Raw genomic sequence first — 25081 nt, 5'->3', positions numbered from 1 at the left:
TATCAAGGCATTACACCCTAGAAATTTCGTTATAGCAAGAGTGATTCGATTGAAATCGGGACCGCATCCATCACTGCGCGCCCTGCAGACCACGTAATTCCGGCATGGCCGGTTCGGTCGGCCGCAAATGCGTACTCTTCAACAAGGTTTCCAGGCGCGCGTAGCTGGTTTTGAACGGCGGCGGATTCTGCTTCAGTTCCGGCGCCTGCTCCATGCTGCGGCTGCCAAGTTCGATCAGAATGTAGGGCAGCACCGCCGTGCCCAGCCATCCCGCGTAACCGGTAAATACCGCATAGGTTTCAAACGGCGCGCTGCCCGGCCGGCTCACCTTCAGCGCCACGCCGCCCTGCTGCGCCGTCAGCGCGCCGATACGGGCGCTACGGGGCGCGATGCGTTCGACGATGAAAGGCTGGGCTTCCTGTTCGCCGCGGCTGCCGAACTGGCCGATGCCGCCGGTGGCGGCCGCCTGGGCCAGCGGCACTTTCAAGGCGCGCGGGTCGACGTTGCCGGTGCTGATCGTATACAGCACGCCCGGCGCATCCGGCCAGCGCAGCGACTGCTTGATGCTGCTGATGGTCTTGCCGTCGTCGGCGATGAAGCCATGCGGGATGCACACGCCCAGCTCTTTCGGCACCTCGCCGGCGGCGCGCGGGCGAAAGCTTTTCAGGAAGCGGGTAAAGCGCTGGCCGTGGAGCGCCACGCTGTCCTGGCCGCGTATTTCCTCCATGGATTCAAACACATAGACATAGTCGCCGCGTTTCAGGTGGCTGCGATAGATGGAATAGCGCGTCGGATTGGTCGTTCCCGAACCTTCGCTGGTGCGGTAGCCTTCGCTGTCGGGCAGGCCGGAATCAAATGTCTGGTAGTTGCTTTGCAGTTCCTTGAGCTGCGCCTGCCGGCCTGTGACGGACTTCTGCGCCAGGTAGCTCGCCTGGCGAGTCCTCGCATCGGCGGGCTGGCCTTTCAATTCGGCCAGTTCTGCCTCATCGTCCCTGAGCAGCGCCCGCAGGCTGTCGATCCTGGGTTGCGGCAAGGCTTCCCGCAAGGCGGCCAGGTCTTCCTTGCTCAACGGACCCAGCACGCCGATGCGGACATTGCCGACCTGTATCTCATCACCCTGGTGAAATACCTGTTCGCTGAACGAGCGGTAAAAGATGCCCGTGTCGGACGCGTCCTTGTAGCGGGTCGGCCACTGTACCGGCGCATGCACGTCGAACACCAGCCGCCCCAGGCATTCGCACGCCATGCCGGCCGGCGTCACGTACCCGGGCGCCGTCGCTTGCGCCAGCTCCTGCGCGGTGGGCTTGCGCGACGGCGCCGCCGGATCGGCCTGCTTGGCGGCCATGCCTTCGCCATGCGCGCCGGCACACAGCAGGAGAGCGGCGAGATGGCGTGCGGAAAAATGCGGAAGACCAACTATCGTCATGGGTATCACTCAAAAAATACAGCGTTCGTCAAGCCGAGCTTTCGCGCTGCCCGGCTGGCAGGCGCCTGCCTGATTCAACCTGGGCATAGGTTTCTTGCGGCAAGGAATGGTCGGCATCGTGCAGCGGTTTCTTCTCCTGATGGGCCAGCAGGGTCAGATTCATGCCTGAAATATTGTTTTCGCCCGCCGTCCAGGTGACCGGCAAGGCCACGATGAAACCCTGCACGCCCACGGGAGCCGATTCGGGCGCGCGCGATTGCGCCTCCCAGGAATGCGATTCATCGCGCAAGATATCGGCATCGCGCCAGAAACGCTCATGGAACGGCATGTAGTGCTGCAGGCTGCGCGTCCTGGCGTTCCACGTGGGCCAGATCGAACTGGGCTTGCCGCTTGGACGCGCCAGGAAGGCGAAGGCCTTGGCATACGCTTCCGCATTGGCCAGCGCCACCTTTTGGATCGCTTCCCAGGTGTCCGGGGCCGCCGGATGCAGCAGGTGCTTGATCAAGTCCTTGGCCGGGGTGGCGCCATCGGTCAGGCCAAAGAGTTTCTTCCACAGGCGCACCCGCAAGTCATGCACGTTGACGCTGACCTTGTCGCTATCGACACCGTCGAGCGCGACGTCGGTCTGATGGTCATCCCTGACGACGACCGCCAGTTCCGAATCGCGTCCGCCCAGCTGGCTGCGGTCGTTGATATTGGCGCTGCCCAGGATCGCCACCCGGTCGTCGGCGATCAGCAGCTTGGAGTGCACATAGATCTGCTCCGTCACATGGCGCTTGCCCAGCGTTTCCCACGAGCGCAGATTGAGCAAGGTCAAATAGCTGGTCCACTTGTCGCCGGCCAATTCGGCAAGCCGGTCCGTCGCATAGCCCGCGACGGTTTTCTTGGCCTCGTCCGCATCCAGTTTCTTGCTCTTGCGCAGGTCCCGCACCAGGATGGCGCGCCTGATCCGGTTGACCAGGCTATCCTTGCCGAACACCAGCGACTGCATCGTCAGATGCAGCTGTGTCATGATGTTGAGGGTGTCGAGCGTGCCTTCCGGGTGTACCGGCAGCACCATGTACACATGGAAGGGCAAGCCATCGTTGATGGCGCGTTCGATGCGCTGGGACAATGCCAGTCCGATCGGATTCAGAATGCCCGGCTCCTCCTTGCCCATCATGCGGGTCGAGGTGATATCGGCGTAGTTGCTCATCACATTGAACAGATCGGCCATGAAATCGCTGCCGCCGCCGGCAATGTCGGCCTTGACATCGTCGATCTGCGACCAGACCAGCTTGTCGATCATCTGTGCCGGCGGCACGCCATAGACGCCGAGCTGCTTCGCATACTTTTCATAGGCCGGCGACTTGCTGATGTCGAGCAGGGCCGCCATCGGACCGGACAGCGGCCTGGTCTTGCTTTCATCGCTGCCATATTCAGACTGGAAAAACTGGCCCTCGATATACATGAATTTCTGCGCGCCGTTAATCGCCGTCAACATCGCCTTCAGACAATTGTTCTGCGGCCATGCCGGCCTGGCCGCCTGCTGCCCCTTGCGCGCATGCGCCGCCATTTCGTCCTTGAGCAAGGTCATCGGCGCGCTGCGCAGCACTTGCACCCAGGCGTCGCCCGGCTGCGCATGCGTATTCGGCGGCGGCGCGGCGGCGATGCGCTGCAAGACCAGCCTGGGCGTGCCGGACATGCCCAGCGCCTGGAACATCTTGACCAGCGCCGGCGGCACGCTGGCCTGGTACGATTTTTCATAGCGCTGGGCAATGCCATTCCAGCGCTCGATGAAATTGCGGCTCAAGTCGCTGACCGAGGGCCCGACGATCGCCGCATGCACATCGTGCCACGGCATGCGCGGCTGCGTGGCGGCGAAGGTCTTGGCCCCGGTCGGCATGATCTTGCGCAGTTTTTTCAGGTTTTCATAGCGCGTGGGGCGCGCGTCGGCCAGGGTCGACAGATAAGTGAGGACGCCGATCACGAACGTTTCGATCAGCCTGGCCGTGCCGCTGCGCAATTCGGGCGGCAGCTTGTTCAGCGAGCCCGCGTTCAGCCACGACATCAGCGCCGTGCCGCCGTCGATCACATGCGCGCTGCCCGTGGTGCGCACGCCATCGACCTTGTCGCGCAAGCCCTTGTCGAGCTGGCCGTAAGCCCAGCGCGACATATCCTGCGCGACGTCGATCGGTATGTCCTGCAGCTTGCCGATAAAATCGGGCATCAGGTCGATCGCCTTCCATTTCGCGGAAAGATTCTTCGTTACCCGGGCGATGCCATCCTTGGCGCCCTGTACCACGTCGAGCGCGACGGCGATCGGCGCGGCCGTGGCCGAGGTGGCAAACGCGGCCGCGCCACCGACTTTTCCGCCGATGCAGCCGGCCAGCAGTTCCGCGCGCGTCAGGTACGCCGTTTGCGCTTCATTGCTCATGGGCTCGATGGCCGGGATGCAGGTGTTGTAGACCTCATTGCCCTTGCGCGTGCCGTGGCTGAGGGCGAACTTGCCATTGTCGCGCCGGCCATAGGCAAGGTCGATGCCGCCGACAAACGCGCGTTCATCGTCGATCACCACCAGTTTCTGGTGATGCGAAAAGCCGATGCCCAGCATCCCTTCCATGTCGCTCTGGGCGATCGCCGGCAAGGCGAATGCCTTGGCGGGGCCGCCGACGCCGGCATTGAGCTGGAAGATGGCCAGCACGGTTTCGAAGTCGCCCGTGTCAACCCCGACCTTGGGCGAAAGCCACGGCATGACATACACTGTCGGCGCGGCGGGGCTGCTGATGGCCGTATCCAGGCATTCGAACAGGGTCTTGCTCGCCGTCAGTTCCACATCGAAATTTACTTGCCAGCCTGTAATGAAAATCGATTTCTTGGCGCCTTCGATGGCCTTCGCCACGGCCGTGAAATACTCTTCGCCAGTCACATAGAACTCAACGCGGTTGCCCTTTTGCTGTTCGGAAAAGATACTGCCCCACTTTTGCTTGGGAAAATTGGGCAGCTCCTCGCCATCGTGCACGAAACAGCCGGGCGCCGAGGTCGCCGGCGCGCTCGGCGTACCGTCCTTGGCCGTCAGTTGGGAGATATTTTTATGTGTCATGACGCATGTCGCTGTCGATCGCCAAGGTGGCGTGCCGGGAATGAAATCGTCACCATCAGACTTTCACCTTCGGCAAGATGTTTTTCAGGGTAAGCGAGGCCAGCGCTTCTTTCGCATAGCGCGCCTGCGGCGCCGCGGCCGCCTCGAAGATGGTGCCGTAGCGCCCGGCGCTGAAGTCCGCCGCCTGCATCGCATGGAACAGCTTTTCCTTGTCGGTCCAGTCGGGCGATTCGGTTTCCACGTTCAGCCGCACGCTGTGGCCCGGATACACGATCCACGTATGGTCCGGATTGCTCGCATAGACGGCGGCGAGCTTTTTTTCCTCTTCATCGCTGAGCTTGATGTTGCCGGATGCATCGGTCTTGCCCTGCGCGACGAGCTTGTCGCCGTCGATGAAATCCATGCCGTCGGGCTGCGTGCCATGGGTGATCTTCCACGGCGTGTGCGCCAGCGCATGGCCTTTCAGCCCTGGCGTGTCGGCCAGGCGCAGCATGAATTTCAAGGGCCGCAACGCCAGCTCGGAACGCGGCAAGCGCGGCAAGGGATAGCCGAGCCCTTGCGGCCCCAGAAAACTTTTCTTGCCCGCAAACACGGTCATCTTGCCCGGGCACTGGATCGTGATATTGCCGCCCTCGATGGTGATGTTGGCCCCGCCCGCCGTCGACAGGCGGATGCTTTTCGCCGCCGCCCAATCGATGTGCGCGTTGGCACTGACGACGTTGACCTCTTCGCGCGCCTGCACCTTGATCTCGTCGGACTGGGCCTGTACCTCGATCGGCTGGCTGGCCGCCACCAGCTGCATGCCCAGCTCGCCCTCGCCCGGCTTGACCACGCCGCCCAGCAGGCCGATCGCCTGACCCGTGTGCAATCGCCATGTGCCGCCGCTGGTGAACTGCGTGTCGAGCCCGCTCATCAGGGACACCGTTTCGCCGTTGGCCAGCTGGATATCCTGGCCGGCCACCACGCCCAGCCCCGCCTTGGCCGCCACGGCGAGGATGGCGTCGCTGCTGTGCGGCAGCTTGTCGTCGGCCGGCGCAGTGGGCTTGCCGGCCGCGTCGCTTCGGGCGGCGGCCACGCTCTCGCGGCTCAGCATGCCCGAGGCGCTGGCGAGAAAAGCCGGCAACGGCGCGGCCTTGGCGTCGAGCGCGCTGCTGCCCGGCGCCGTCGCCCCCAGGTGCGCCGCATAGGCGACGCCCTGGTGCGTGACGGCCGCCTGGCTGAAGGTCTCGCCCAGCTTGGCCGCCTGCTTGAGCAGCGCCATGCCGGGCGCATTGTCGCCGGCCGGGTCGCGCGCGCCAGCATTGTGATTGATGACATAACTCGACACCAGCAGGCCGGCACCCGCCCGCACGGCGCCATACGCATCGGTGCGCAATTCGGCGCCGGCGCCGCGCAGGCTGCCGCGGTAATTGTCAGCGCCGTGGATCAGATGACCCAGGTTCAGTTCGCTGGCCGCGTGGCTGCTTTTCAGCTGGATACGGCCCTGCTGGTCGGTGTCGTCGAACAGCAGCTGGTTATAACCGGCCGCACTGCCCGCCTTGCCGAATTCCTTGCTGCGGATGCCCCATTGCGCGGCCGTATTGCGGTGGCCGGCGCTGGCGCCCGATGCGCCATGCCACAGCGGACTGTTGCCGCCCGCCACATTCCCCTGTGCCGACACGCCATGATCGTGCGCCGGCGCGAACACGCCGGCGTCGCCCGGGTCGCGCGCCGCGCCGCCCGGGGTCGGTGCGGTACCGCCCTCGCCCTGGCCGTTGTACAGCGCGCCAATGATGACGGGCCGGTCGATATCGTTTTCCAGGAATTGCACCAGCACTTCCTGGCCGATGCGCGGCAAAAACTGGCTACCCATGCCACCGCCGGCCGCGCGCTGCGCCACGCGCACCCAGCAGGTCGCGCCCGTCTCCCGCTGCCAGTGAAAGCGGATGCGCACCCGGCCCAGCTTGTCGCAATGGATTTCCTCGGCGCCGCTGGCCACGTCATGGCCGTCGGCGCCGACGACGATGGCGCTCTGGCTGCCGAAGGCGGTCGGTTTCGGATGCTGGCGCAGCCCGTTTTCGCCCAGCACCGGGCGCCACGGCGTGGCCGATGGAATCGCTTCCAGATGATTGGCATAGCCGCTGGCCATGGCCTGGGCGATCACCTGTTCGACATGCTCGATGTGGCGCGGCCCCAGATTCAGCGTGCCCAGGCTTTCCTGCAGCAGTTCCGGAATCGGGCCGAACAGTTCGGCCAGTCCCTGCCTGGCCGGCGCCGGCAGGTTGTTGACGCCCACGCTGCACACGCGCAGCAGCGTGTAAGACGGCGCGTCGCCTGCCGCCTGCAGAGGGCCCTGCGTCAGGCTGAACCGCGTGCCGGCGCGCAAGGTACGCACCGTCGAGCGGGCAATGCAGCGTTCGCGGCGCGCTTCGAGCGCCTGCATCCGCAACAGCGCGTAGCGGCTGGCCTGGGCGGCGTCGGCATAGTAATACTGGCCCGGCGTATCGTAGCTTTCCAGCAGCGGCGCACGCCGGCCGCCCATCGCCGTCCGGGTCGGCACGCTGGCCGCGACCGCACGCTTGGCCTTGTAGTCGTAACTGAGCACGGTGGCCAGCGCCGTGTTCAGCGAGCGCGCCGTGCTGAACGCCTGCATGGTGTCGCCCTGCTCGCCGGCGCGCGCGCCATGAAAGCGGATGCCGCCGCCGGCCGCGCTGGAAGCGTCTTCCGGCACGGCGCTGTCGGCGCTGCTGTCGGCAAACAGCACCAGGCAATGGCCGCCGTCCTGTTCCTCGAAGCGCCATGCCAGTCCTTCTTCGGTCAGCAGGCGGCTGACGAAATCGAGGTCCGATTCGCGGTACTGGCAGCAATAGCTGCGCGGCGCGGCGCCCTCCATGAACGGACGCGTTTCATCGCTCCAGCGCCACAGCGCCGCCGGCGCATACGGCTGGAACACGGACTCCACGACCTCGATCACGGTCTTGTCTTGCCAGACGCGGCTGTTACGCACCTGGCCCAGCCGCCACAGCCATGGCGTCAGACGCAGCCGGTAGCGCGCCAGGCCGCCCAGGCTGCCCAGCATGGCCGCTTCGCTGACATGGCCGCTGAAGCTGGCGCGGCTGCCATCAAACAGACTGACCTGCAGCGTGGCCCGCTTGCCCAGCATGGGCGCCAGCGCCAGCTGCGCGCTGGTCGACAATACGATGACATCGCGCGCGCCCGGCGTCTGCAATTGCTCGTCGCCGGCGAACGCTTCCACCAGCAGGGGCGCAGTCTCGTGCGCACTGTCGTCTTCAAACTTGAGCTCATACAAGCGCGTGATGCTGGAGAACGCGCTCAACGCGGCGCCCACCCGGTCCAGCAGCGCTGCGCTCATCGCGCGCCTTTCGCCGCAGCCCTGGCCGCCTTGCATTGCGGTTTGCCGGTGCGGCCGGCGCAGGTTCTCTGGCGGCAGCTATCGGCCGCCGCCGGTTTCAATTTGCTGCATTGCTGCAACTGGGCTTGCAGGCTGGACGGCGCCTTGACGGGCGCCGTGCCCGCCTGGGAATGCGACACCAGCGCGGCCAGCAGGGCCACGTCGCTTTCCTGTTCCGGCGTGGTGGCGGGTTTGGCCGGATCGGCCGGCTTGAGCGCTTTGGCGGGCGGTTTCTGCTGCGGTGCGCGCGCCGGCCTGGGCGCGCTCTTCTGCGGACTTTCCAGTGCCTTGCTCAGCACATCCCTGGGGCGCGGCACGGGCGCAGGGACTGGCATGCCGGCGCCCAGCATTTCGCTCAAGCTCTGCTGCGGCAGCGCCTGCTGCTCCTCCTCGCGTATGCTGGCCGCGGCGGGGGCGGGGGCTGGAGCGGCGGCCACGGCCGGTGCTTCCGGCGCTGGCGCCGTGCCGGCCGGCGCCGGTTCGGCCTGCGCCGCCGTTTCGCGCTGTCCCAGCCAGGCGCCCGTGGCCAGCAGCAGCAAGGCGCCGGCCACCATGCCGCCCCAGACGGCCCAGCGGCCGGCGCGACGGCCGTCATGCGGCACGGGCGCGGGCCGACGGCCGCCTTCGAGGTGGTTCAGGATACGGCTACGGTCGGCCTCGGCCTGCTGCGCGGGCGTCAATAAGCTGGGCCGTGTCGATGGCCTTGGGCTGTCGTCATTGCTTCGCAAAATTTTAACTCCTGTCAATATTTACAATACCTTACGACAATAAAAAAAAGCGTGACGCATGTTAGGAAATCAACAGTGCCGACCCGGCGCACAATTGAAACAAAGCCCCCGTAATTAGCAAGTTAGTAAGATATACTCCGAGGCAATATTAGCGCAAACGCTGGCACCGCGGCATTCAACTGCCCATGCATGGCGCCTTTTTTCGAACGGAGCGGGCGTGTTTTTACTGGCGGTGGCACTCTATTTTTTACTCGCATGCCTGATCAGCTGGCTGGCGCTGTTTCCATCCGGCCGCGAACTGGTGCTGCGGGCGCTGGCGACGGCCGAACAAGGTTTGACGGCGCGGCTCGATCGGCTGGCCCGGCGCAGGAACGCCGGCCTCGACACGCTGCGCCGTGGCGGCGCCAGCACGCTGCTCGGCAGCGCGGCATTCGTGCGCCGCCATTACCTGCTGTTCCTGGGCGGCGCGGCGGTGGTCTGCCTGCCGCCGGCGATCGCCTTGCTGGCAGGCAGCAAGAACATGCTGGGCGGCTATGAGGTCTCGACGCGCGAAATGAATACGCAGGTGTCAGCCCTGCTGCAAGGCGAACAGCTGGTGCCGCCGGTAGACCTGCCGCCGCTGGTGTTCGCCACCGAAGAAGTGCAGCAAATTCGCCCGATGCTGGTATCGGCCAGCCGCAACTGGACGCTGCTCAATGCCGAATACGCGCAAAGGCTGCTGCTGGTGTTCAAGATCATGAAGGAAAAACATGGCTACGACATGGCCATCCTGGAAGGCTACCGCAGTCCGGAGCGGCAAAACATGCTGGCAGGCATGGGCAGCAATGTCACCAATGCGGCCGCGTTCCAGAGCTGGCATCAGTATGGCCTGGCCGCCGATTGTGCCTTTTTGCGCGACGGCAAGCTGGTGATCTCGGAAAAGGATCCCTGGGCCATGCGCGGCTATCAGCTGTATGGCGAAGTGGCCGAATCGGTCGGCATGACCTGGGGCGGCCGCTGGAAAATGATGGATTTCGGCCACACCGAACTGCGCATGCCCGGTGTCATGAAAAAACAACGATGACTGGAAGGAGCACATATGGCTGGTCCCGTAATCAGATTGGGCGATAAAACATCGCATGGCGGCAGCGTCCTGGAGGCCTCGGCGATGACGGACAGCGGCGGCATCGGCATCGCGCGCGTGGGCGACAAGGTCTCGTGCCCGCTGCCAGGCCATGGCACCTGCCCCATCGTCAGCGGCGACGCCAGCTGGATCGTCGACGGCAAGCCGGTGGCCCGCCACGGCGACAAGACCAGCTGCGGCGCGATGCTGATCGCCAGCCAGCAAGCCACCACGGATCAGCTATGACGTCCCGCCGCCACTGCAAGGGGGTGCGCTGATGCGCCCGTGGCTGCGGCGCAGCCTGCTGATACTGGCCGTGTTCGCCTTGTGCTGGGGCGGCGCAATCTGGTACTGGCGCAGCAGCACGCGCATGCCGTCGACGGGCGACCTGGCCGGCACCATGCTGGCGTTGCCGCTGGTGCTGCTCACCAGCTGGTGGCTGGGCAAGAAACTGCTGGCCAGGCTGGCCGCACCGGCAGCGGCGCCGGCCGATGCCGCCGATGGCGACGCCCACGCGGGCGCGAATGAAGCTGCACCGCGTGCGCCGCTGCACCTGGCCGCCGCCGCCCTGCGCATGCCCGGTGGCGAGTCGGCGCCGGAACTGGCGGCCGCGCTGCTGGACAAGCAGCAGCGCCCCGAACTCGATCCCGAACTGACCGACGCGCAGGGCTACCCCGTGATGAGCGCCCGCGTGGCCGGCCTCGATGAACAGGGCCAGAAGGAACTGCTGGACGACTGGCTGCGGACGCGTCCGGCCGATACGGCGCAGGGTGCGGCGCCGCATTTCGATGCCGAACACTTGCGCGCACTGGCGCTGGGCGCTGGCGTATTGAACGAACTGATGCAGGAAGCGGCGATGCACGCGGCGCTCGACGGCGACAAGTCGGCGGAAACGGGCGCGCGCGCCGCGCTGCCGACCCTGCAACTGCATCTGCTGTTGCCGTCCGATTGGGACAAGCCGCAGCGCGACACGGGTGCCGCCTGGCTGCACGCGCAAGCGGAACGGCAAGGCTGGCCGTCCGACAAGCTCAGCACACACTTGGCCGGCGACAGCGGACCGCTGGCGCTGATCGAACAGCTGGCCGCGCAAGCCGCCTTGCAGGAGCTGCCTTGCCTGGCCATCGTGCTCGCTTGCGCTTCCCATATCGGCGAACTGACCGTGCATGACTGGACCGCGCGCGAGCTGCTGTTCAACACCGGCCAGCCGGGCGGCCAGATTCCCGGCGAAGGCGCGGCCGGCCTGTTGCTGGCCGACGCGGCCCAGGCGGCGGCGCTGCAGGTGGACACGCCGATCCTGCTGCATCAGGCCAGCATGGCCGTGCGCGGCAGGTCGGCGGACAGCCGCGGCCCTGGCGATGCCAGCTTGCTGTCCGAGCTGGGCGGCAAGGCGATGTCGGCGGCGGGTGTCGCTCCGGCCGCGATCATGCGGCTGTACGCCGATGCCGACCAGCGCTCGAGCCGCATGATCGAACTGATGAACAATGCCGGCACGCTGCTGCCCGATATCGATCTCAGCAGCGACGTACTGAGCGTGGCGGCCGCCTGCGGCCAGAGCGGCCAGGTGGCCACCTTGGCGGCGCTGGTGCTGGCGCGGCACGAAGCGGCCGGCAATGCCAGCCAGGTGCTCTGCCTGAGCAACCTCGACGCCTTCCACCGGGCCGCCGTGGTGGTGGGCCCGGAAGCCCTTGCCCCTGAATCCCTCGCCGCCACATGAGCCCTCCCTCCACCATGCCTATCAACCTCTCGCCCCTCATACTATGATGCAACGATTCTGGCATTCCATTACTACCCGTTTCAGCCTGTTCGCCATCGGTTTCGTGGCGCTGGCCGCGCTGCTGGCCAGTTGCGCCGTCATCTTTGAATGGCCGCTGGTATGGATCGTGCCGCCGCTGGCGCTGGTTCTGCTGGTCGCCAGCGTGGTCTGGTGGCTGCAGCGCAAGCGCCGCCAGCGCGATGCCGCCCAGTTCGGCGGCATGCTGGAACAGCAGACGGCCGGCGCGGTGCCCAAGGCGGGCCCCACCCAGCGCGAGGAAACCGAAGCCATCCGCAAGCGCATGCTCGAGGCGATCGGCACCATCAAGACGTCCAAACTGGGCCAGCTGTCGGGCGACGCGGCCCTGTACGAGTTGCCCTGGTATATGATCATCGGCAATCCGGCGGCCGGCAAGAGCACGGCGATCGCCAATTCCGGCCTGCAATTTCCTTTTGCCGACAGCAAGATCGTGCAAGGCATCGGCGGCACCCGCAATTGCGACTGGTTCTTCACCACCGACGGCATCCTGCTCGACACGGCGGGCCGCTATTCGGTCAACGACGAAGACCGCGCCGAATGGTTCGGCTTTCTGTCGCTGCTGAAAAAACACCGCAAGCGCGCGCCGATCAACGGCATCATCATCGCCGTCAGCATTGCCGAACTGACCGGCAGCCGGCCCGAATTCGCCATCAACCTGGCCAAGAACCTGCGCCAGCGGGTGCAGGAACTGACGGAAAAACTGGAAGTGCACGCGCCCGTCTACGTGGTGTTCACCAAGGCCGACCTGATTACCGGTTTCAACGAATTTTTCCAGGACACGGAACGCGGCGAACGCGACCGGGTATGGGGCGCCACCCTGCCCTACAACCAGACCAGTTCCAGACAGGACGTGCTGGAGCAGTTCGACCAGCGTTTCGACGAGCTGTATGACGGTTTGAAAGAGCTGAGCCTGGCCAGCATGGCGCTGCAGCAGAACGAACGCATGCCGCCGGGCGTATTCACCTTCCCGCTCGAATTCAGCGCGATCAAGGGTGCGCTGCGCGCCTTCATCGCCACCCTGTTCGAGGAAAACCCGTTCCAGTTCAAGCCCGTCATGCGCGGCTTCTATTTCACCAGCGCGCTGCAGGAAGGCGTGTCCGTATCTGCCTCGTCGGAACGCGTGGCGCAGCGCTTCGACTTGAAACTGCAGCCGCAGCAACACAACGCGGTGCAGGACCAGCATGGCTATTTCCTGCTCAATCTGTTCCGCAAGGTGATCTTCGCCGACAAGGAACTGGTCGCCCAGTACGCCAGTCCAGCCAAGACCCGCCTGCGCTACGCCACCTTCTTTGCCGCCACCGCGCTGGTGGGCCTGGCGCTGGCCGGCTGGAGCTGGTCCTACATGGCCAACCGCCAGCTGGTGGCCAATGTACAGGCCGACCTGGACCAGGCGATCAAGGTGCAGGACAAGCGGCTCGACCTGCAATCGCGCTTCGAAGCGCTGGAAATCCTGCAGGACCGGATCGAGCAGCTCGATTCCTACCGCAACAGCCGGCCCGTCTCGCTGGGCCTGGGGCTGTATCAGGGGGATCTGCTGGAGCGCAAACTGCGCGAGGAGTATTTCTCGGGCGTGCGTGAAGTGATGCTCAGCCCGGTCGCGCAATCGCTGGAAGCCTTCCTGGCCGAAGTCAACGCCGGCGCCAGCCGCTTGCAGCCGATGGCCAGCACGCCGCAGTCGGGCGCGGTATCGGCCGGCGCGGCAGCCACCCTGCCCGCGCCGGCCGGCACCCTGGCCACGCCCGTGGCCGCCACGCCGACGCCGGCCCTGGCCAGCGCCCCTGCCGCCGCGCCGCCCGCCACGGCCGCCGCCGTCAATTTGGGCGCGCAGCAGTTCAAGGATGCCTCGCCGGCGAATGTGGAAGATGCATATAACGCGCTGAAGACCTACCTGATGCTGAGCGACAAGTCGCGCGCCGAAGCAAGCCACCTGAACGACCAGCTGACCCGCTTCTGGCGTGTCTGGCTCGACAGCAACCGCAGCAGCATGCCGCGCGAACAGATGATACGCAGTGCCGAACGCATGATTTCGTTTTACCTGACCCAGATCAACGACCCGTCCTGGCCGCAGATCGACAGCAAGCTGGCGCTGGTCGACCAGTCGCGCGACAGCCTGCGCCGCGTGGTGCGGGGCATGCCGGCGCGCGAACGCGTGTACGCCGACGTCAAGGCACGCGCCGCCACGCGCTTCGCCTCGATGACGGTGGCGCGCATCGTCGGCGAGCAGGACAAGGAACTGGTGCTGGGCAGCTACGCCATTCCCGGCACCTTCACGCGCGACGCATGGGAGCAATTCATCCAGCAAGCGTTCCAGGAGGCGGCCAACCGCGAACTGCAAAGCGCCGACTGGGTGCTGAAAACGGCGTCGAAGGACGACCTGACGCTGGAAGGCAGCCCGGAGCAGATCCAGAAAGCGCTGGTCGAACTGTACAAGACGGACTACGCCAGGGAATGGCAGAAATTCATCCAGGGCGTCAGCATCCGCGAGTTGAACGGCTTCGACAATGCGGCGGCGGCCATGAACCGGCTCGGCGATCCGCAAACCTCGCCGATCAACAAGCTGATCGAAACGGTGTACAAGGAAACCTCGTGGGACAACCCGTCGCTGCTGGGCCAGGGCTTGCAGCGCGCCCAGCGCGGCGTGATGGGCTGGTTCAAGGAAACCATCCTGCGCCAGAAACCCTCCGGCATCAACGTCAACGTCAGCACGGGCGCGCCCGCCGCCGGCGCCTTGCCGATGGGACCGGTGGGCCGCGAGTTTTCCGGCGTGGCCCGCCTGGTGGTTACCAAGGACAAGGATGCTTCGCTGATGCGCGGCTACATGGAAGCGCTGTCCAAGCTGCGCGCCCGCTTCAACCAGATCAAGAACCAGGGCGATACCGGCCCCGGCGCCAAGCAATTCATGCAGCAGACGCTCGACGGCACCGGTTCGGAACTGGCCGATGCGCTCAAATACGTGGATGAACAGATGCTGACCGGCATGACCGACGGGCAAAAGCAGGCGATCCGGCCGCTGCTGGTGCGCCCGCTGATGCAGACGTTTGCCGTCATCATCAAGCCGACCGAGACGGAAATCAACAAGGTCTGGCTGGCGCAGGTGCTCGAACCGTTCCAGAAAACCCTGGCGCCCAAATATCCGTTCTCGCCCGCCTCCGGTAGCGAAGCCAGCAATGCCGACATCGGCCAGGTGTTCGGACCGGAAGGCAGCATCGCCAAGTTCTTCAATACCACCATCGGCCCGCTGGTGGTGCGCCGTGGCGACGCGCTCAGCGCCAAGACCTGGGCCAACATGGGCATCGGCCTGGCGCCGTCCGTGGTGGCCAGCTTCCCCGGCTGGATCGCGCCGCTCAGCGCCAACGGCGTGGCCACGGCGGCCGGCGCCGGCGAAGCGCAAACCCGTTTCGACCTGCAGGCGCTGGCCGCCAGCGGCGCCACCGAGTACACGATCGAGATCGATGGGCAAGCCCTGCGCTGGCGCGGCCAGCCGCAGCCGTGGATCCATATGGTCTGGCCGAATCCGCAAGGCACGCCCGGCGCGCGCATCAGCGCCATCACGCCGGAAGGCCGCACGATCGTGTTGCTCAACGAACCTGGCCATTTCGGCCTGAAGAAAATGATCGATTCGGCCAAGCGCAAGCGCAAGGATGGCGGCGTGTTCGAACTGAGCTGGGAAAACAGCGGCGTGACCGTAGCGGCCAACCTGAAGATCGTCGCCACGCCGGCGCCGGCCGCCGCGCCGAGCACCGCCTCGGGCGCGGCGGGCTTCCGCGGCCTGAAGCTGCCGGAAAGCGTGGCCCAGAGCGTGCCGGCCGTCAATACTCCCGCACCGGCCGCCCCTGCCGGCGCCATCGCGGCCAATGCCGCCGTCGCGCCATGAGCCGCGCCACCGCCACCGCCATCGGCTACTTCGGCAAGCTGCCCAGCCGCGGCGACTTCGTCAAGGCCAGCGACAACCCGGCCCTGCTGAAGATCCTCGACGACTGGCTGGCGCAGGCGATGGACCTGCTCAGCGCCGACGCGCGCTGGAAGCTGACCTACGATGCGCTGCCGCCCATGCACTTCGCCTTTATCGGCCCGCGCCGCGGGCGCGCCATCGCCGGCCATATCGCCGCCAGCAGCGATGCCTCGTCGCGCCGCTTTCCCTTCCTGATGATGAGCACCATGGAAGTGGACCAGCCGGCCGCGTTTGTCGCCAACTGTCCGCTGGTGCTGTCGCGCCTGTGGAACCGCTTCGAGGCGCTCAGCAACGACATGCGCGGCCCCGATGCGGGCAACGCGCTGCAGGCGGCCACGCATGCCAGCATCGACGTCGACCTGCGCGCCGCCGCCTATGAAGCCGCGTTCAACGATTTTCTCGACATGCAGACGATGGGGGAGCTCGACGCGCTGCTGGCGCCCACCGGGTTCACGGGCACGGTGCGGCAGGTGCTGCTGGCACTGGGCCTGCTGCTGCAGCCGGTGATGGCCAGCAGTTCCAGCCGGCTGGAAAAAAGCCTGGAACTGCCGCTGCCGGCCGACCCGCTGTACCGCAACATGGTGGCGGCGTTCTGGATGCACCTGATCACGCCGTTCCTGGCGCGCGCCGACTTCGAGCTGGCGCTGTTCATCACCCGGCTGCGCGGCCGCCAGACGCTGGTGCTGGGATTTTCCGGCGCCTCGGCGCAGACCCTGCATGTGCTGATGAATCCGCAAGCTGCGCTCGACCACCATATCGCGTTCGACGACCTGGACTGGGTCGAGGAACAGGTCGGCAGCGACTATGCGATCAAGAAAGTGTCGACCTATCTGGCGCAAGCCAACCTCTCGCTCAAATCGGCGCACGATTCCTTGCGCGCCGCCTTTATCGGAACCTGACCATGCGCGTATCCCGGATCGTTCTCCTCCTCGGCATGGCGCTGGCCGCCCTGCCCGCTATAGCGCAAGTGCCGGCAACGGCCGCGCCAGCGCCTGTACCCGCGCCAGCCCCCCTATCGATACCCACGGCCGCCACGCCGCAGCCAGGCCAGGTGCTGGCCGCAGGCACCGTGCCCGACGAAGCGAGCAAGGCCGCCGTGCTGGCGCGCCTGCGCGAACTGTACGGCGCCGACAAGGTGGTCGACCAGATCGCCGTCGGCCAGGTGGTGCTGCCCGCCAACTGGAACGCCTATGTGCAAAAGTTGCTCTCGCCCAACCTCAAGCAGATCAGCCGCGGTCAGCTGAAGATCGACGGCAGCGTCGTCAGCGTGCGCGGCGAAGTGGCCAACGAGGCGCAGCGGCAAAAGATCGCCAGCGATATCGCCACCAGCCTCAATCCCACCTACACCGTCAACAATGGCCTGCGCGTGTCGGCCAGCGAGCAAGGCGTACTCGACACCACCCTGGCCAACCGCACCATCGAATTTGAAAGCGGAAAAACCATGTTGACGCCGTCTGGCCGCGCCATCCTCGATGAAATGGCGGCCGCCATGCAAAAGCTGGCCGGCCGCAAAGTGGAAATCATCGGCCATACCGACAACCAGGGTTTGCGCGCCAGCAACCAGAGCCTGAGCCAGGCGCGCGCCGAGGCCGTCAAATTCTACCTGTCGTCGAAGGGCATCCACGGCGAACTGCTGACGGCATCGGGCCAGGGCTCCGACCGGCCGATCGCCAGCAATGACACGGCGGACGGGCGCGCCCGCAACCGGCGCATTGAATTTCGCATGGCGCAATAACCATCCATCAGAGGACCACATGTTTTCAGCCGAACAGTTATTACTTCCGATCAGCAATGAACAACCGTCAGGCGTGGACCTGGCGTTTTCGCCCGAACTCGACGCCATCACTCTGGCGCGCAAGTTCGACGACCCCTCGCTCGACCAGGGCGAATGGATCGCCGATCTCAAGGAAGCCGACTGGGACTTCGTCGTGCGCAGCTGCGCCGGCCTGCTTGCCGGCAGCAGCAAGGACCTGCGCCTGGCCGTCTGGCTGACCGAAGCGGGCGCCAAGCGCCACCACCTGCGCGGCATGGCCGAAGGCTTGCTGGTGCTGGCCGGGCTGTGCGAAAAATTCTGGGACCGGGGCCTGTTCCCGGATGCGGAAGACGGCGACCAGGAGCAGCGCATCGGCAACCTGAGCTGGATACTCTCGCGTATCCCTGCGCTGCTGCGCGAGGTGCCCGTCACGGGCGGCCCGGGCGGCGCCTTTTCCACCATCGATTTCGAAACGGCGCGGCGCCAGGCCGCCCCGGGTGATTCCGCCAGACAGCATGAAGGCGTCAAGTTGTCCGATATGGAAGCGGCGCGGCGCAACAACTCGGCCGCCTTCTGCGCCAGCTTCGCCGTCGACGCGCAAGATTGCCTGGAAGCGCTACGCAAGCTCGAACGAGTCGTCGACGCCCGGCTGGGCAACGACAGCCCGGCCTTCTCCACGGCGCGCGAAGCCGTCGAAGCGATGCTGCGCGTGATGCCCCCCAGTGCCGGTGTGGCGCCAGCCGTGCCTGCCATGGCGGCGAGCGGTGTGGCCATTGCAGAAAGCGCGATGGCGCCGCCCATGCCTGCGGTCCCGGCCGGCCCGCCCGGCGCCGTCACCACCCGCGTGCAAGCGATCGAGCAACTGCGCGCCGTGGCGCAATTCTTCCGCCGCAGCGAGCCGCACAGCCCCGTCTCCTATTTTGCCGACAAGGCCGCCAATGCGGCCGACCAGGATTTGCACAGCTGGCTGCGCTCGGTGGTCAAGGACGCCGCTTCGCTGGCGCATATCGAAGAGTTGCTGGGCGTGCAGCCGCCCGAGAATGGCTGAAACCGCTGCTCACACCCTGGCGGCGCGACTGCCGCCGCCAGGGTGTTCAAGTTTTTGCCTGGCTCAATCCTATTTCGCTTTTTCCCGCTCTTCCTCGCGCCAGCGCTTTTCCAGCTGCGCCTTCCACACGGCCTCTGCATTGGCATATTTCAAGATGACCTTTTTTTCGGCCTGATAATAAAGCCGGGCTTCCTGGCTGGCTTGCTGCATGGCGTTTTTTGCGGTCTTGACTGCGCGGTCCAATTTTTTTTCCGCCTCGACCCCGGCATCATGCACGCCGTGACCGGCGCGGGTGGCGCCATCGACGATCATCCGGCTCGTTTCCCTGTACGTTGCCACCGCCTGCCGCTCCAGCCGTTTTTCGGCCTCGGCCACCGCCTTCGCGGTCGCGGCAACCTTTCTGCGCGCTGCCCGGTAAGTGCTGACGGTATAGCCATACAACTTCTGGAAGTAGGTCACGGCCGCGTCGCCTGCTGCCTTGACGGCCTTCAAAGATTCATTGGCGATATTCGACATATTCGAATAATCATCGCTTTGCACGAAAACGTTGCGAAAGCGGCCATAGCCGCCGGTCAGCCATACCGGTTCGTGCTTGCCGAGGATGCGAAAGCCGGCGCGCGAATCGTGCACATAATCTTCAAACAGCGTGACGCAGGCAACCGGCGGTTGCGCGCCTTCCGTCATGATTTTCAAAAATCGCTCTTCCCAGTCGCTTAACGGGTCTTTCCCGTCTTCGACAAACAGCATGCCAGCCGGGCTGACGCGATTCAAGACACTCTTGGCACGTTCATTGAGCCACCCCGCCACGGTTGCGTTGGCCTTCTTTCGTTCGCGCCAGGAGCGCAGATATATCCCCAGATCGGTATCGGCCTCCAGCAGATCTTTCTTCCCCGGCTGGTCCGACTCCTTGAAAAAGCGCTTGTTCTTCAATTGCGTTTTTCCCTGCGCGTGCAACATGCCGCGCCAGCGCAGATATTGTTTTGTATGCGCCTCGGTAAAGGTCTTCACGTCGGCGCCCTTGATGCCGTTATGCGTCAGCCAGTTGTTGTAGGAGGCGATCAGTCTTGGGTCGGTGGCAAAGGATTTTTGAAGTGCGCTGTGCTTTGTCTCTTTCATCTCATTCAGGGTGCGCAAGGGCACACCGGCTTTCAGGGCGGCGAAATGCATGTCGATCAAGGGAATCTGCGACAGATGCGGCGACGGTCCCCAGCCCGGCATGGATCTGCCCTGCTCACCTGGGTAATAACCCCCACCTACATCGGAATGCATGCCGGGGTAGCCAACATTGCCACGCCCTGTCGCCGATTCCAACGGAAAGCTGGCACGCTGTTCATGCAAAGCGATGAAATGCGTGCACTCTTCTACTACAGGATGGATGCTCTGGGTTCCTTTTCCCCAGGCCATGTGCCCGAAGGTGACCGGCGTTACATCCCCCACACCAACGGCGGCGACGGTATCGAAAATTCCCAGGAAACCTATGCGTATGGGTACGCCTGCCAGCTCAAATGCGCCGGTTTCCCGTTCGAACACCTGATGCAGCCAGTGCGCACTGGCGCGCGCCTCGGCCGCGCCACGGGAAAATCCAAAGATGGACACGTTGATTTGCTTTACCTTGCGCTGATGATTTTTGACAACACGCGCCAGTTTTTCTTCAAGCGACGTCAGCATTGTCCACCGCTGCACGCCTTCCAACCCGAGCAGCATTTGCGAACTCATCAAATTCACCAGCAGCCTTTGCTCAGCCAGCTCGACCAATGGCAGAGTTGTCAAATATTCATGAACCGAATTGATCAATGATGTAATGCCCCAATTGATGCGATCGGCGCCCATGTAACCGAAGCCACCACCTGCATTATCGGTCAACGTCTCTACCGTATCGCCAATCTCCTTGAACGGCGTACCGACGCCTGGCATATATGCACGAAAGAACCCATTCTTTGGCTCATCAAGATGAGCATCCCATAGCCTGGCAACGTTGCTATGCTTATTTCGTTGCCGCTGTGTCAGGTTCTTGGGGTTGACTAACGGATCTTTCTGCTTCCAATCATGATTATTGCCACTGCCATCATAAAACAGTCCAATATAAATCTGCCCCTGGCATTCTGTCTTCTTGGGCGACCTGACACAGGCCATCGCCTTTGCGCGCTGTGACGATTCTTTGGCAGTGAGCCTGCGCCGCCCATCGAGAGGAGCTTTTCTTCCTGTATAGATAATAGACATTTTATGAAAATCCCTGAATTATTTCACAATTACTACAAACTCTATTCCCATATTATTTCTAGTGGAATTCCCGGTTCCAGTTCTGCCTCCTTGCCAGCAAGTGGATATTTTCGATGCCCAAGCAAGTATTTTGTTACAAATACCTTATAACTTCCATCATGAAGAAAATGGACGACAAACCTGCCGGCATCGGAAGAATTGTAACGAGGTATAGAAACCGTCTTCTCCACTCTAATCCCCTTACCATTTTTTACCGTATCCATGACAATAGTCGCTTTCATTCCGAGCTTCCATGTCGCTGGTATCGAGAGACAGCAAGTTTTCCCGCCCCCACCTTCCCCTGGACCCAAGTAGCCAGCTTCGGCTGAAGATCCATCATCAAGTGTCACGATATAGCTTCCGACACCATGTTCGGTGTGGTTATACGCTGTCATATTCACGACAATCTTCACTGGTTCCTTGCTACAAGCAATATTTGAAAATGATAGAAAAATACATAAAAAAACACAACCCAATTTCTTTCCAAATAAATTCATCATTGCCTTTCAGGAATTTAAATAAAACCGCAAATAACACTTACATAAAAAATTTTACTCCCATATTATTTCCAGCGGCACTCCCGGCTCCAGTTCTGCTTCCTTACCAGAAAGCGGATACTTTCGATGTCCGAGCAGGTATCTGGTAACAAACACTTTGTAACTACCATCGTGAAGAAAATGAGCGACAAACATGCTGGCATCGGCACGAGAATACTGCGGCACCAACACTGTTTTTTCTACGCGGATAGCCTTCCCATTTTTTACTGTATCCATGACTATCGTTGCCTTCATGCTTGGTTTCCATACTGCCGGTATTGAGAGACAGCAAGTTTGCCCCCCACCACCTTGTCCAGGGTCGAGGTAGCCAGCCTCTGCTGAAGAGCCATCTTCAAGTGTCACAACATAGCTTCCAACCCCGTGTTCGGTGTGGTTATAAGCAGTCAGACTCACGCTGATTTTCATTGATTCCTTGCTACAGGCCACATTTGAAAACAATAGAAAAACACATGAAAATAGGCAAGCAAATCGCTTTCCCAATAAATTCATTACAGCCCTCCCTGAATTGAAAATAAATTATCATAAAGAACAGTCATGTAAAAAATTTACTCCCATATTATTTCCAGTGGAACACCCGGCTCCAGTTCCGCCTCCTTGCCAGAAAGCGGATATTTTCGATGCCCAAGCAAATATTTTGTCACAAATACCTTATAACTTCCATCGTAAAGAAAATGGACGACAAACCTGCCGGCATCGGAAGAATCGTAACGAGGTATAAATACCGTCTTCTCCACTCGGATCCTCTTGCCATTTTTTACAGTATCCATGACAATAGTCGCTTTCATTCCGGGCCTCCATGTCGCAGGTATCGAAAGACAGCAAGTTTTCCCGCCCCCACCTTCACCTGGGTCCAAGTAGCCAGCCTCGGCTGAAGATCCGTCATCAAGTGTCACGATATAGCTTCCGACACCATGTTCGGTGTGGTTATACGCAGTCATATTCACGACAATCTTCATTGGTTCCTTGCCAAAAGCAATATTTGAAAATGATAGAAAAATACATAAAAAAACACAACCCAATTTCTTTCCAAATAAATTCATCATTGCCTTTCAGGAATTTAAATAAATACCGCAAAGAACAATTACATAAAAATTTTTACTCCCATATTATTTCCAGCGGCACTCCCGGCTCCAGTTCCGCCTCCTTGCCAGAAAGTGGATACTTCCGATGCCCCAACAAGTATTTTGTTACAAAAACTTTTAAACTTCCATCGTAAAGAAAATGAACGACAAACCTGTCGGCTTCGGAGGAATTGTAGCGAGGTATAGAGACTGTTTTCTCCACTCTGATCGGCTTACCATTTTTCAATATATGCATGGCAACAGTCGCATTCATGCCGGGTTTCCAGGTCGCTGGTATCGAGAGACAGCAAGTTTTCCCGCCACCACCTTGCCCTGGTGCCAAATAACCGGCCTCAGCTGAAGAGCCATCATCGAGTGTCACGATATAGCTTCCAACACCATTTTCGGTATGGTTATACGCAGTCAGATTCACGACAATCTTCATTGATTCATTGCCACAAGCAATATTTGAAAATGATAGAAAAATACATAGAAAAACACAACCCAACTTCTTTCCAAATAAATTCATCATGGCCTTTTGAGGAATTTAAATAAATACCGCAAATAACACTTACATAAAAAATTTTATTCCCATATTATTTCCAGTGGAACACCCGGCTCCAGTTCTGCTTCCTTATCAGAAAGCGGATATTTTCGATGCCCAAAGGAGTATTTGGTTACAAAAACCTTGTAGCTTCCATCGTGAAGAAAATGAACGACAAGCATGCTGACATCGGCACGAGAATACTGCGGTACTGGCACCGTTTTTTCTACCCGGATAGCCTTCCCATTTTTTATCGTATTCATGACTATCGTTACCTTCATGCCCGGCTTCCATACTGATGGTATTGAAAGATAACAAGTTTTACCGCCCCGTCCTTCTCCGGGGTCGAGGTAGCCAGCCTCTGCTGACGAGCCATCTTGAAGTGTCACAGTATAGCTTTCGACCCGGTGTTCGGTATGATTATAGGCAGTCAGACTCACGCTGATTTTCATTGGCGTCCGACCACAAACCATATTTAAAATCAATAGAAAATTACACAAAAACCAGAAGGCCAATATTTTTTCGATTGCTTCATAAAGAACACCTGGGAATTAAATATAAAAATTACATTTAATTTAACTAATTCACCACAAAACTATTCATGTAAAAATTTTACTCCCATATTATTCTAATCGGGACGCCTGGGTGCAATTCAGCTTCTTTTCCAGAGAGCGGATATTTTCGATGCCCCAGAAGATAGTTGGTCACAAACACTTTATAGCTTCCATCGTGAAGGAAATGCACGACGAATTTGCTGGCATCAGCCCGAGCATACTGCGGTACCGGCACCGTTTTTTCTACCCGAATATCCTTTCCATTTTTTACCGTATCCATGACTATCGTTGCTTTCATTCCTGGCCTCCATACAGACGGTATTGAAAGACAACAAGTTTTTCCGCCGCCCCCTTGTCCAGGGTCGAGGTAACCAGCCTCTGCTGACGAGCCATCCTCAAGTGTCACGATATAGCTTCCAATACCATGTTCGGTATGGTTATACGCTGTCAGATTCACGTCAATCTTCATTGGTTCCTTGCTACAAGCAATATTGGAAAATGATAGAAAAATACATAAAAAAACACAACCCAATTTCTTTCCAAATAAATTCATCATAGCCTTTCAATAATTGAAAATAAACTGTCACAAAGAACATTTATATCAGGAAATTACCCTCATATTATTTCAATGGGGCTCGCCTAGTTGCAACTCAGTTTCTTTTTCAGAAAGCGGATATTTTCGATGTTTGAGCAGGTACTTTATTACAAAAACCTTGTAACTACCGCCGTGAAGAAAATGAACAAAAAATCTGCTGGCATCGGCACGAGAATACTGCAGTATTGGCACCGTTTTTTCCACTCGAATATCCTAAAAAATAATTCACTCCCATATTATTTCCACTGGCACACCCGGCTTACGCTCCGCCTCCTTGCCAGAGAGGGGATACTTTCGATGCCCCAATATATATTTAGTCAAAAATACTTTGTAATTTCCATTATGCATAAAATGCACTATAAACATTCCGGCATCGCTTGAGACATACTTTGGCACTGGAACTGTTTTTCCACACTAATTTCTTTTCGATTTTTGATAGTGCTCATGCGAATTGTCGCTGTCATCTCCGGTTTCCATACTGCCGGAATTGAAAGACAACAAGTGTAGCCACCGCCACCAGCACCCGCATCGAGATAGCCTACTTCCACTCGCCCCCTGTCGACAAGGTCACTAAATAACCGCCAATCCCGTGTTCGGTATGATTGTATCCACTTACATTAACCGGCAACATTTTCTTTTCTTTGCTACAAGCAGTATTTGAAAATACCATAAAAATACATAAAAATACATTGAGTATTTTCTTTGGCAATAGTATTTTTATCATATGATCTTCTGCAATGCACGGCCAAATAAATCTTGAGATTGAAATTACATGAAATCAATTTCGAAATTATTATCCCTTTGGCTCATACGCCTCCCACAGCGGCGGCCCCGCTTCCCAAATGGTTTTCGGCAAGGCTTGCAGCGCGTCGTAAAAAGCATCAAGCGCTGCGGGTGGGTTTTTCATGAATGCAATAAACAAGGGCTGTTCCATGGCCTTGCCGGAGGTATATAGCGCCAGCAAGACGTACTGCGTTTGCCTGTCGAGGTCATCGATCCCGGCATCGAGCGCGCGCTGCTGGTATTTCGCGACAAAGGCGTTCAGCACGCGCGGGGGCGTGTCATTGGTTTCATCGGTGATCACGCGCCGCAGATGGCTGACCAGATTGGCGGTGTCGGCCGGTTTCAGCTTGGCGTGCTTGACCGCGCTTGACGCCTGCGGCGCGGCTTTTACCGTTGTCTGCGCCGCGACGTTGCCGCCTGCAAACGCCAAGGCCAGGCATAGCGCCAGCGCCGG

21 protein-coding genes are annotated in these 25081 nt (G+C 60.9%); 7 read left to right on the top strand and 14 right to left on the bottom strand.

The window, feature by feature from the left end:
• Nucleotides 1-70: 70 nt before the first annotated feature.
• From AC07VH_RS00365 to AC07VH_RS00350, 4 genes are all read right to left on the bottom strand, one after another.
• Nucleotides 71-1345, bottom strand: coding sequence for a T6SS immunity protein Tli4 family protein (locus AC07VH_RS00365; protein ID WP_494786366.1), 1275 nt, complete (start codon nucleotides 1343-1345; stop codon nucleotides 71-73).
• Between the two features lie 109 nt (nucleotides 1346-1454).
• Complete coding sequence (locus AC07VH_RS00360; RefSeq protein ID WP_494786365.1) at nucleotides 1455-4508, bottom strand: phospholipase D-like domain-containing protein; 3054 nt, start codon at nucleotides 4506-4508, stop codon at nucleotides 1455-1457.
• A gap of 55 nt (nucleotides 4509-4563) precedes the next feature.
• Nucleotides 4564-7860, bottom strand: a complete 3297-nt coding sequence (locus AC07VH_RS00355; protein ID WP_494803959.1) for a type VI secretion system Vgr family protein — start codon at nucleotides 7858-7860, stop codon at nucleotides 4564-4566.
• Nucleotides 7857-8627, bottom strand: a complete 771-nt coding sequence (locus AC07VH_RS00350) for a hypothetical protein (protein ID WP_494786363.1) — start codon at nucleotides 8625-8627, stop codon at nucleotides 7857-7859. Before AC07VH_RS00350 ends, AC07VH_RS00355 begins: the two co-directional genes overlap by 4 nt.
• Nucleotides 8628-8844: 217 nt before the next feature.
• Here AC07VH_RS00350 and AC07VH_RS00345 point away from each other — a divergent pair, with 217 nt between their 5' ends.
• The 7 genes from AC07VH_RS00345 to tssA are packed head-to-tail and all read left to right on the top strand — an operon-like array spanning nucleotide 8845 to nucleotide 18274.
• The gene (locus AC07VH_RS00345; protein WP_494786362.1) at nucleotides 8845-9690 is read left to right on the top strand and encodes a M15 family metallopeptidase; all 846 of its coding nucleotides are present in this window, start codon (nucleotides 8845-8847) and stop codon (nucleotides 9688-9690) included.
• A 15-nt stretch (nucleotides 9691-9705) separates the two neighbouring features.
• On the top strand, nucleotides 9706-9975 hold the full coding sequence (locus AC07VH_RS00340; RefSeq protein ID WP_086148295.1) for a PAAR domain-containing protein: 270 nt from the start codon (nucleotides 9706-9708) through the stop codon (nucleotides 9973-9975).
• 31 nt (nucleotides 9976-10006) lie between these two features.
• Nucleotides 10007-11443, top strand: a complete 1437-nt coding sequence (locus tag AC07VH_RS00335; protein ID WP_494786361.1) for a hypothetical protein — start codon at nucleotides 10007-10009, stop codon at nucleotides 11441-11443.
• A gap of 46 nt (nucleotides 11444-11489) precedes the next feature.
• Nucleotides 11490-15395 carry a type VI secretion system membrane subunit TssM gene (gene tssM, locus AC07VH_RS00330; RefSeq protein WP_494787092.1) on the top strand — a complete coding sequence of 1302 codons (3906 nt, stop codon included), beginning with the start codon at nucleotides 11490-11492 and terminating at the stop codon, nucleotides 15393-15395.
• The gene (tagF, locus tag AC07VH_RS00325) at nucleotides 15392-16372 is read left to right on the top strand and encodes a type VI secretion system-associated protein TagF (protein WP_494786360.1); all 981 of its coding nucleotides are present in this window, start codon (nucleotides 15392-15394) and stop codon (nucleotides 16370-16372) included. Before tssM ends, tagF begins: the two co-directional genes overlap by 4 nt.
• A 2-nt stretch (nucleotides 16373-16374) precedes the next feature.
• Nucleotides 16375-17208, top strand: a complete 834-nt coding sequence (locus AC07VH_RS00320; RefSeq protein WP_494786359.1) for an OmpA family protein — start codon at nucleotides 16375-16377, stop codon at nucleotides 17206-17208.
• Nucleotides 17209-17227: 19 nt separating this feature from the next.
• Nucleotides 17228-18274, top strand: a complete 1047-nt coding sequence (gene tssA, locus AC07VH_RS00315; protein WP_494786358.1) for a type VI secretion system protein TssA — start codon at nucleotides 17228-17230, stop codon at nucleotides 18272-18274.
• A 69-nt stretch (nucleotides 18275-18343) separates the two neighbouring features.
• Here the strand turns inward: tssA and AC07VH_RS00310 are convergent, their stop codons facing one another.
• From AC07VH_RS00310 to AC07VH_RS00265, 10 genes are all read right to left on the bottom strand, one after another.
• A complete protein-coding gene (locus AC07VH_RS00310) occupies nucleotides 18344-20494 on the bottom strand; it encodes a T6SS phospholipase effector Tle1-like catalytic domain-containing protein (protein ID WP_494786357.1) in 2151 nt (716 codons plus the stop codon).
• A gap of 41 nt (nucleotides 20495-20535) precedes the next feature.
• Nucleotides 20536-21033: a DUF3304 domain-containing protein gene (locus tag AC07VH_RS00305; RefSeq protein WP_494786356.1), complete on the bottom strand. Its 498-nt coding sequence runs from the start codon at nucleotides 21031-21033 to the stop codon at nucleotides 20536-20538.
• 51 nt (nucleotides 21034-21084) lie between these two features.
• Nucleotides 21085-21579: a DUF3304 domain-containing protein gene (locus AC07VH_RS00300; RefSeq protein ID WP_494786355.1), complete on the bottom strand. Its 495-nt coding sequence runs from the start codon at nucleotides 21577-21579 to the stop codon at nucleotides 21085-21087.
• A gap of 56 nt (nucleotides 21580-21635) precedes the next feature.
• Nucleotides 21636-22133, bottom strand: coding sequence for a DUF3304 domain-containing protein (locus AC07VH_RS00295; RefSeq protein WP_494786354.1), 498 nt, complete (start codon nucleotides 22131-22133; stop codon nucleotides 21636-21638).
• A 52-nt stretch (nucleotides 22134-22185) separates the two neighbouring features.
• On the bottom strand, nucleotides 22186-22683 hold the full coding sequence (locus AC07VH_RS00290) for a DUF3304 domain-containing protein (protein ID WP_494786353.1): 498 nt from the start codon (nucleotides 22681-22683) through the stop codon (nucleotides 22186-22188).
• A gap of 53 nt (nucleotides 22684-22736) precedes the next feature.
• Nucleotides 22737-23147: a DUF3304 domain-containing protein gene (locus AC07VH_RS00285; protein WP_494786352.1), complete on the bottom strand. Its 411-nt coding sequence runs from the start codon at nucleotides 23145-23147 to the stop codon at nucleotides 22737-22739.
• Between the two features lie 160 nt (nucleotides 23148-23307).
• Nucleotides 23308-23805 (bottom strand): DUF3304 domain-containing protein, encoded by a 498-nt coding sequence (locus AC07VH_RS00280; RefSeq protein WP_494786351.1) that lies wholly within the window; start codon nucleotides 23803-23805, stop codon nucleotides 23308-23310.
• A gap of 69 nt (nucleotides 23806-23874) precedes the next feature.
• Nucleotides 23875-24048, bottom strand: coding sequence for a hypothetical protein (locus AC07VH_RS00275; protein WP_494786350.1), 174 nt, complete (start codon nucleotides 24046-24048; stop codon nucleotides 23875-23877).
• Nucleotides 24049-24200: 152 nt separating this feature from the next.
• Complete coding sequence (locus AC07VH_RS00270; RefSeq protein WP_494786349.1) at nucleotides 24201-24392, bottom strand: DUF3304 domain-containing protein; 192 nt, start codon at nucleotides 24390-24392, stop codon at nucleotides 24201-24203.
• Nucleotides 24393-24637: 245 nt separating this feature from the next.
• A complete protein-coding gene (locus AC07VH_RS00265; protein WP_494786348.1) occupies nucleotides 24638-25057 on the bottom strand; it encodes a hypothetical protein in 420 nt (139 codons plus the stop codon).
• Nucleotides 25058-25081: the final 24 nt, after the last annotated feature.

Source organism: Janthinobacterium sp. GW821-FHT03C10, from assembly GCF_059420865.1.
Note: the sequence above shows the minus strand (reverse complement) of the source record. Positions and strands in the feature narration are given on the sequence as shown.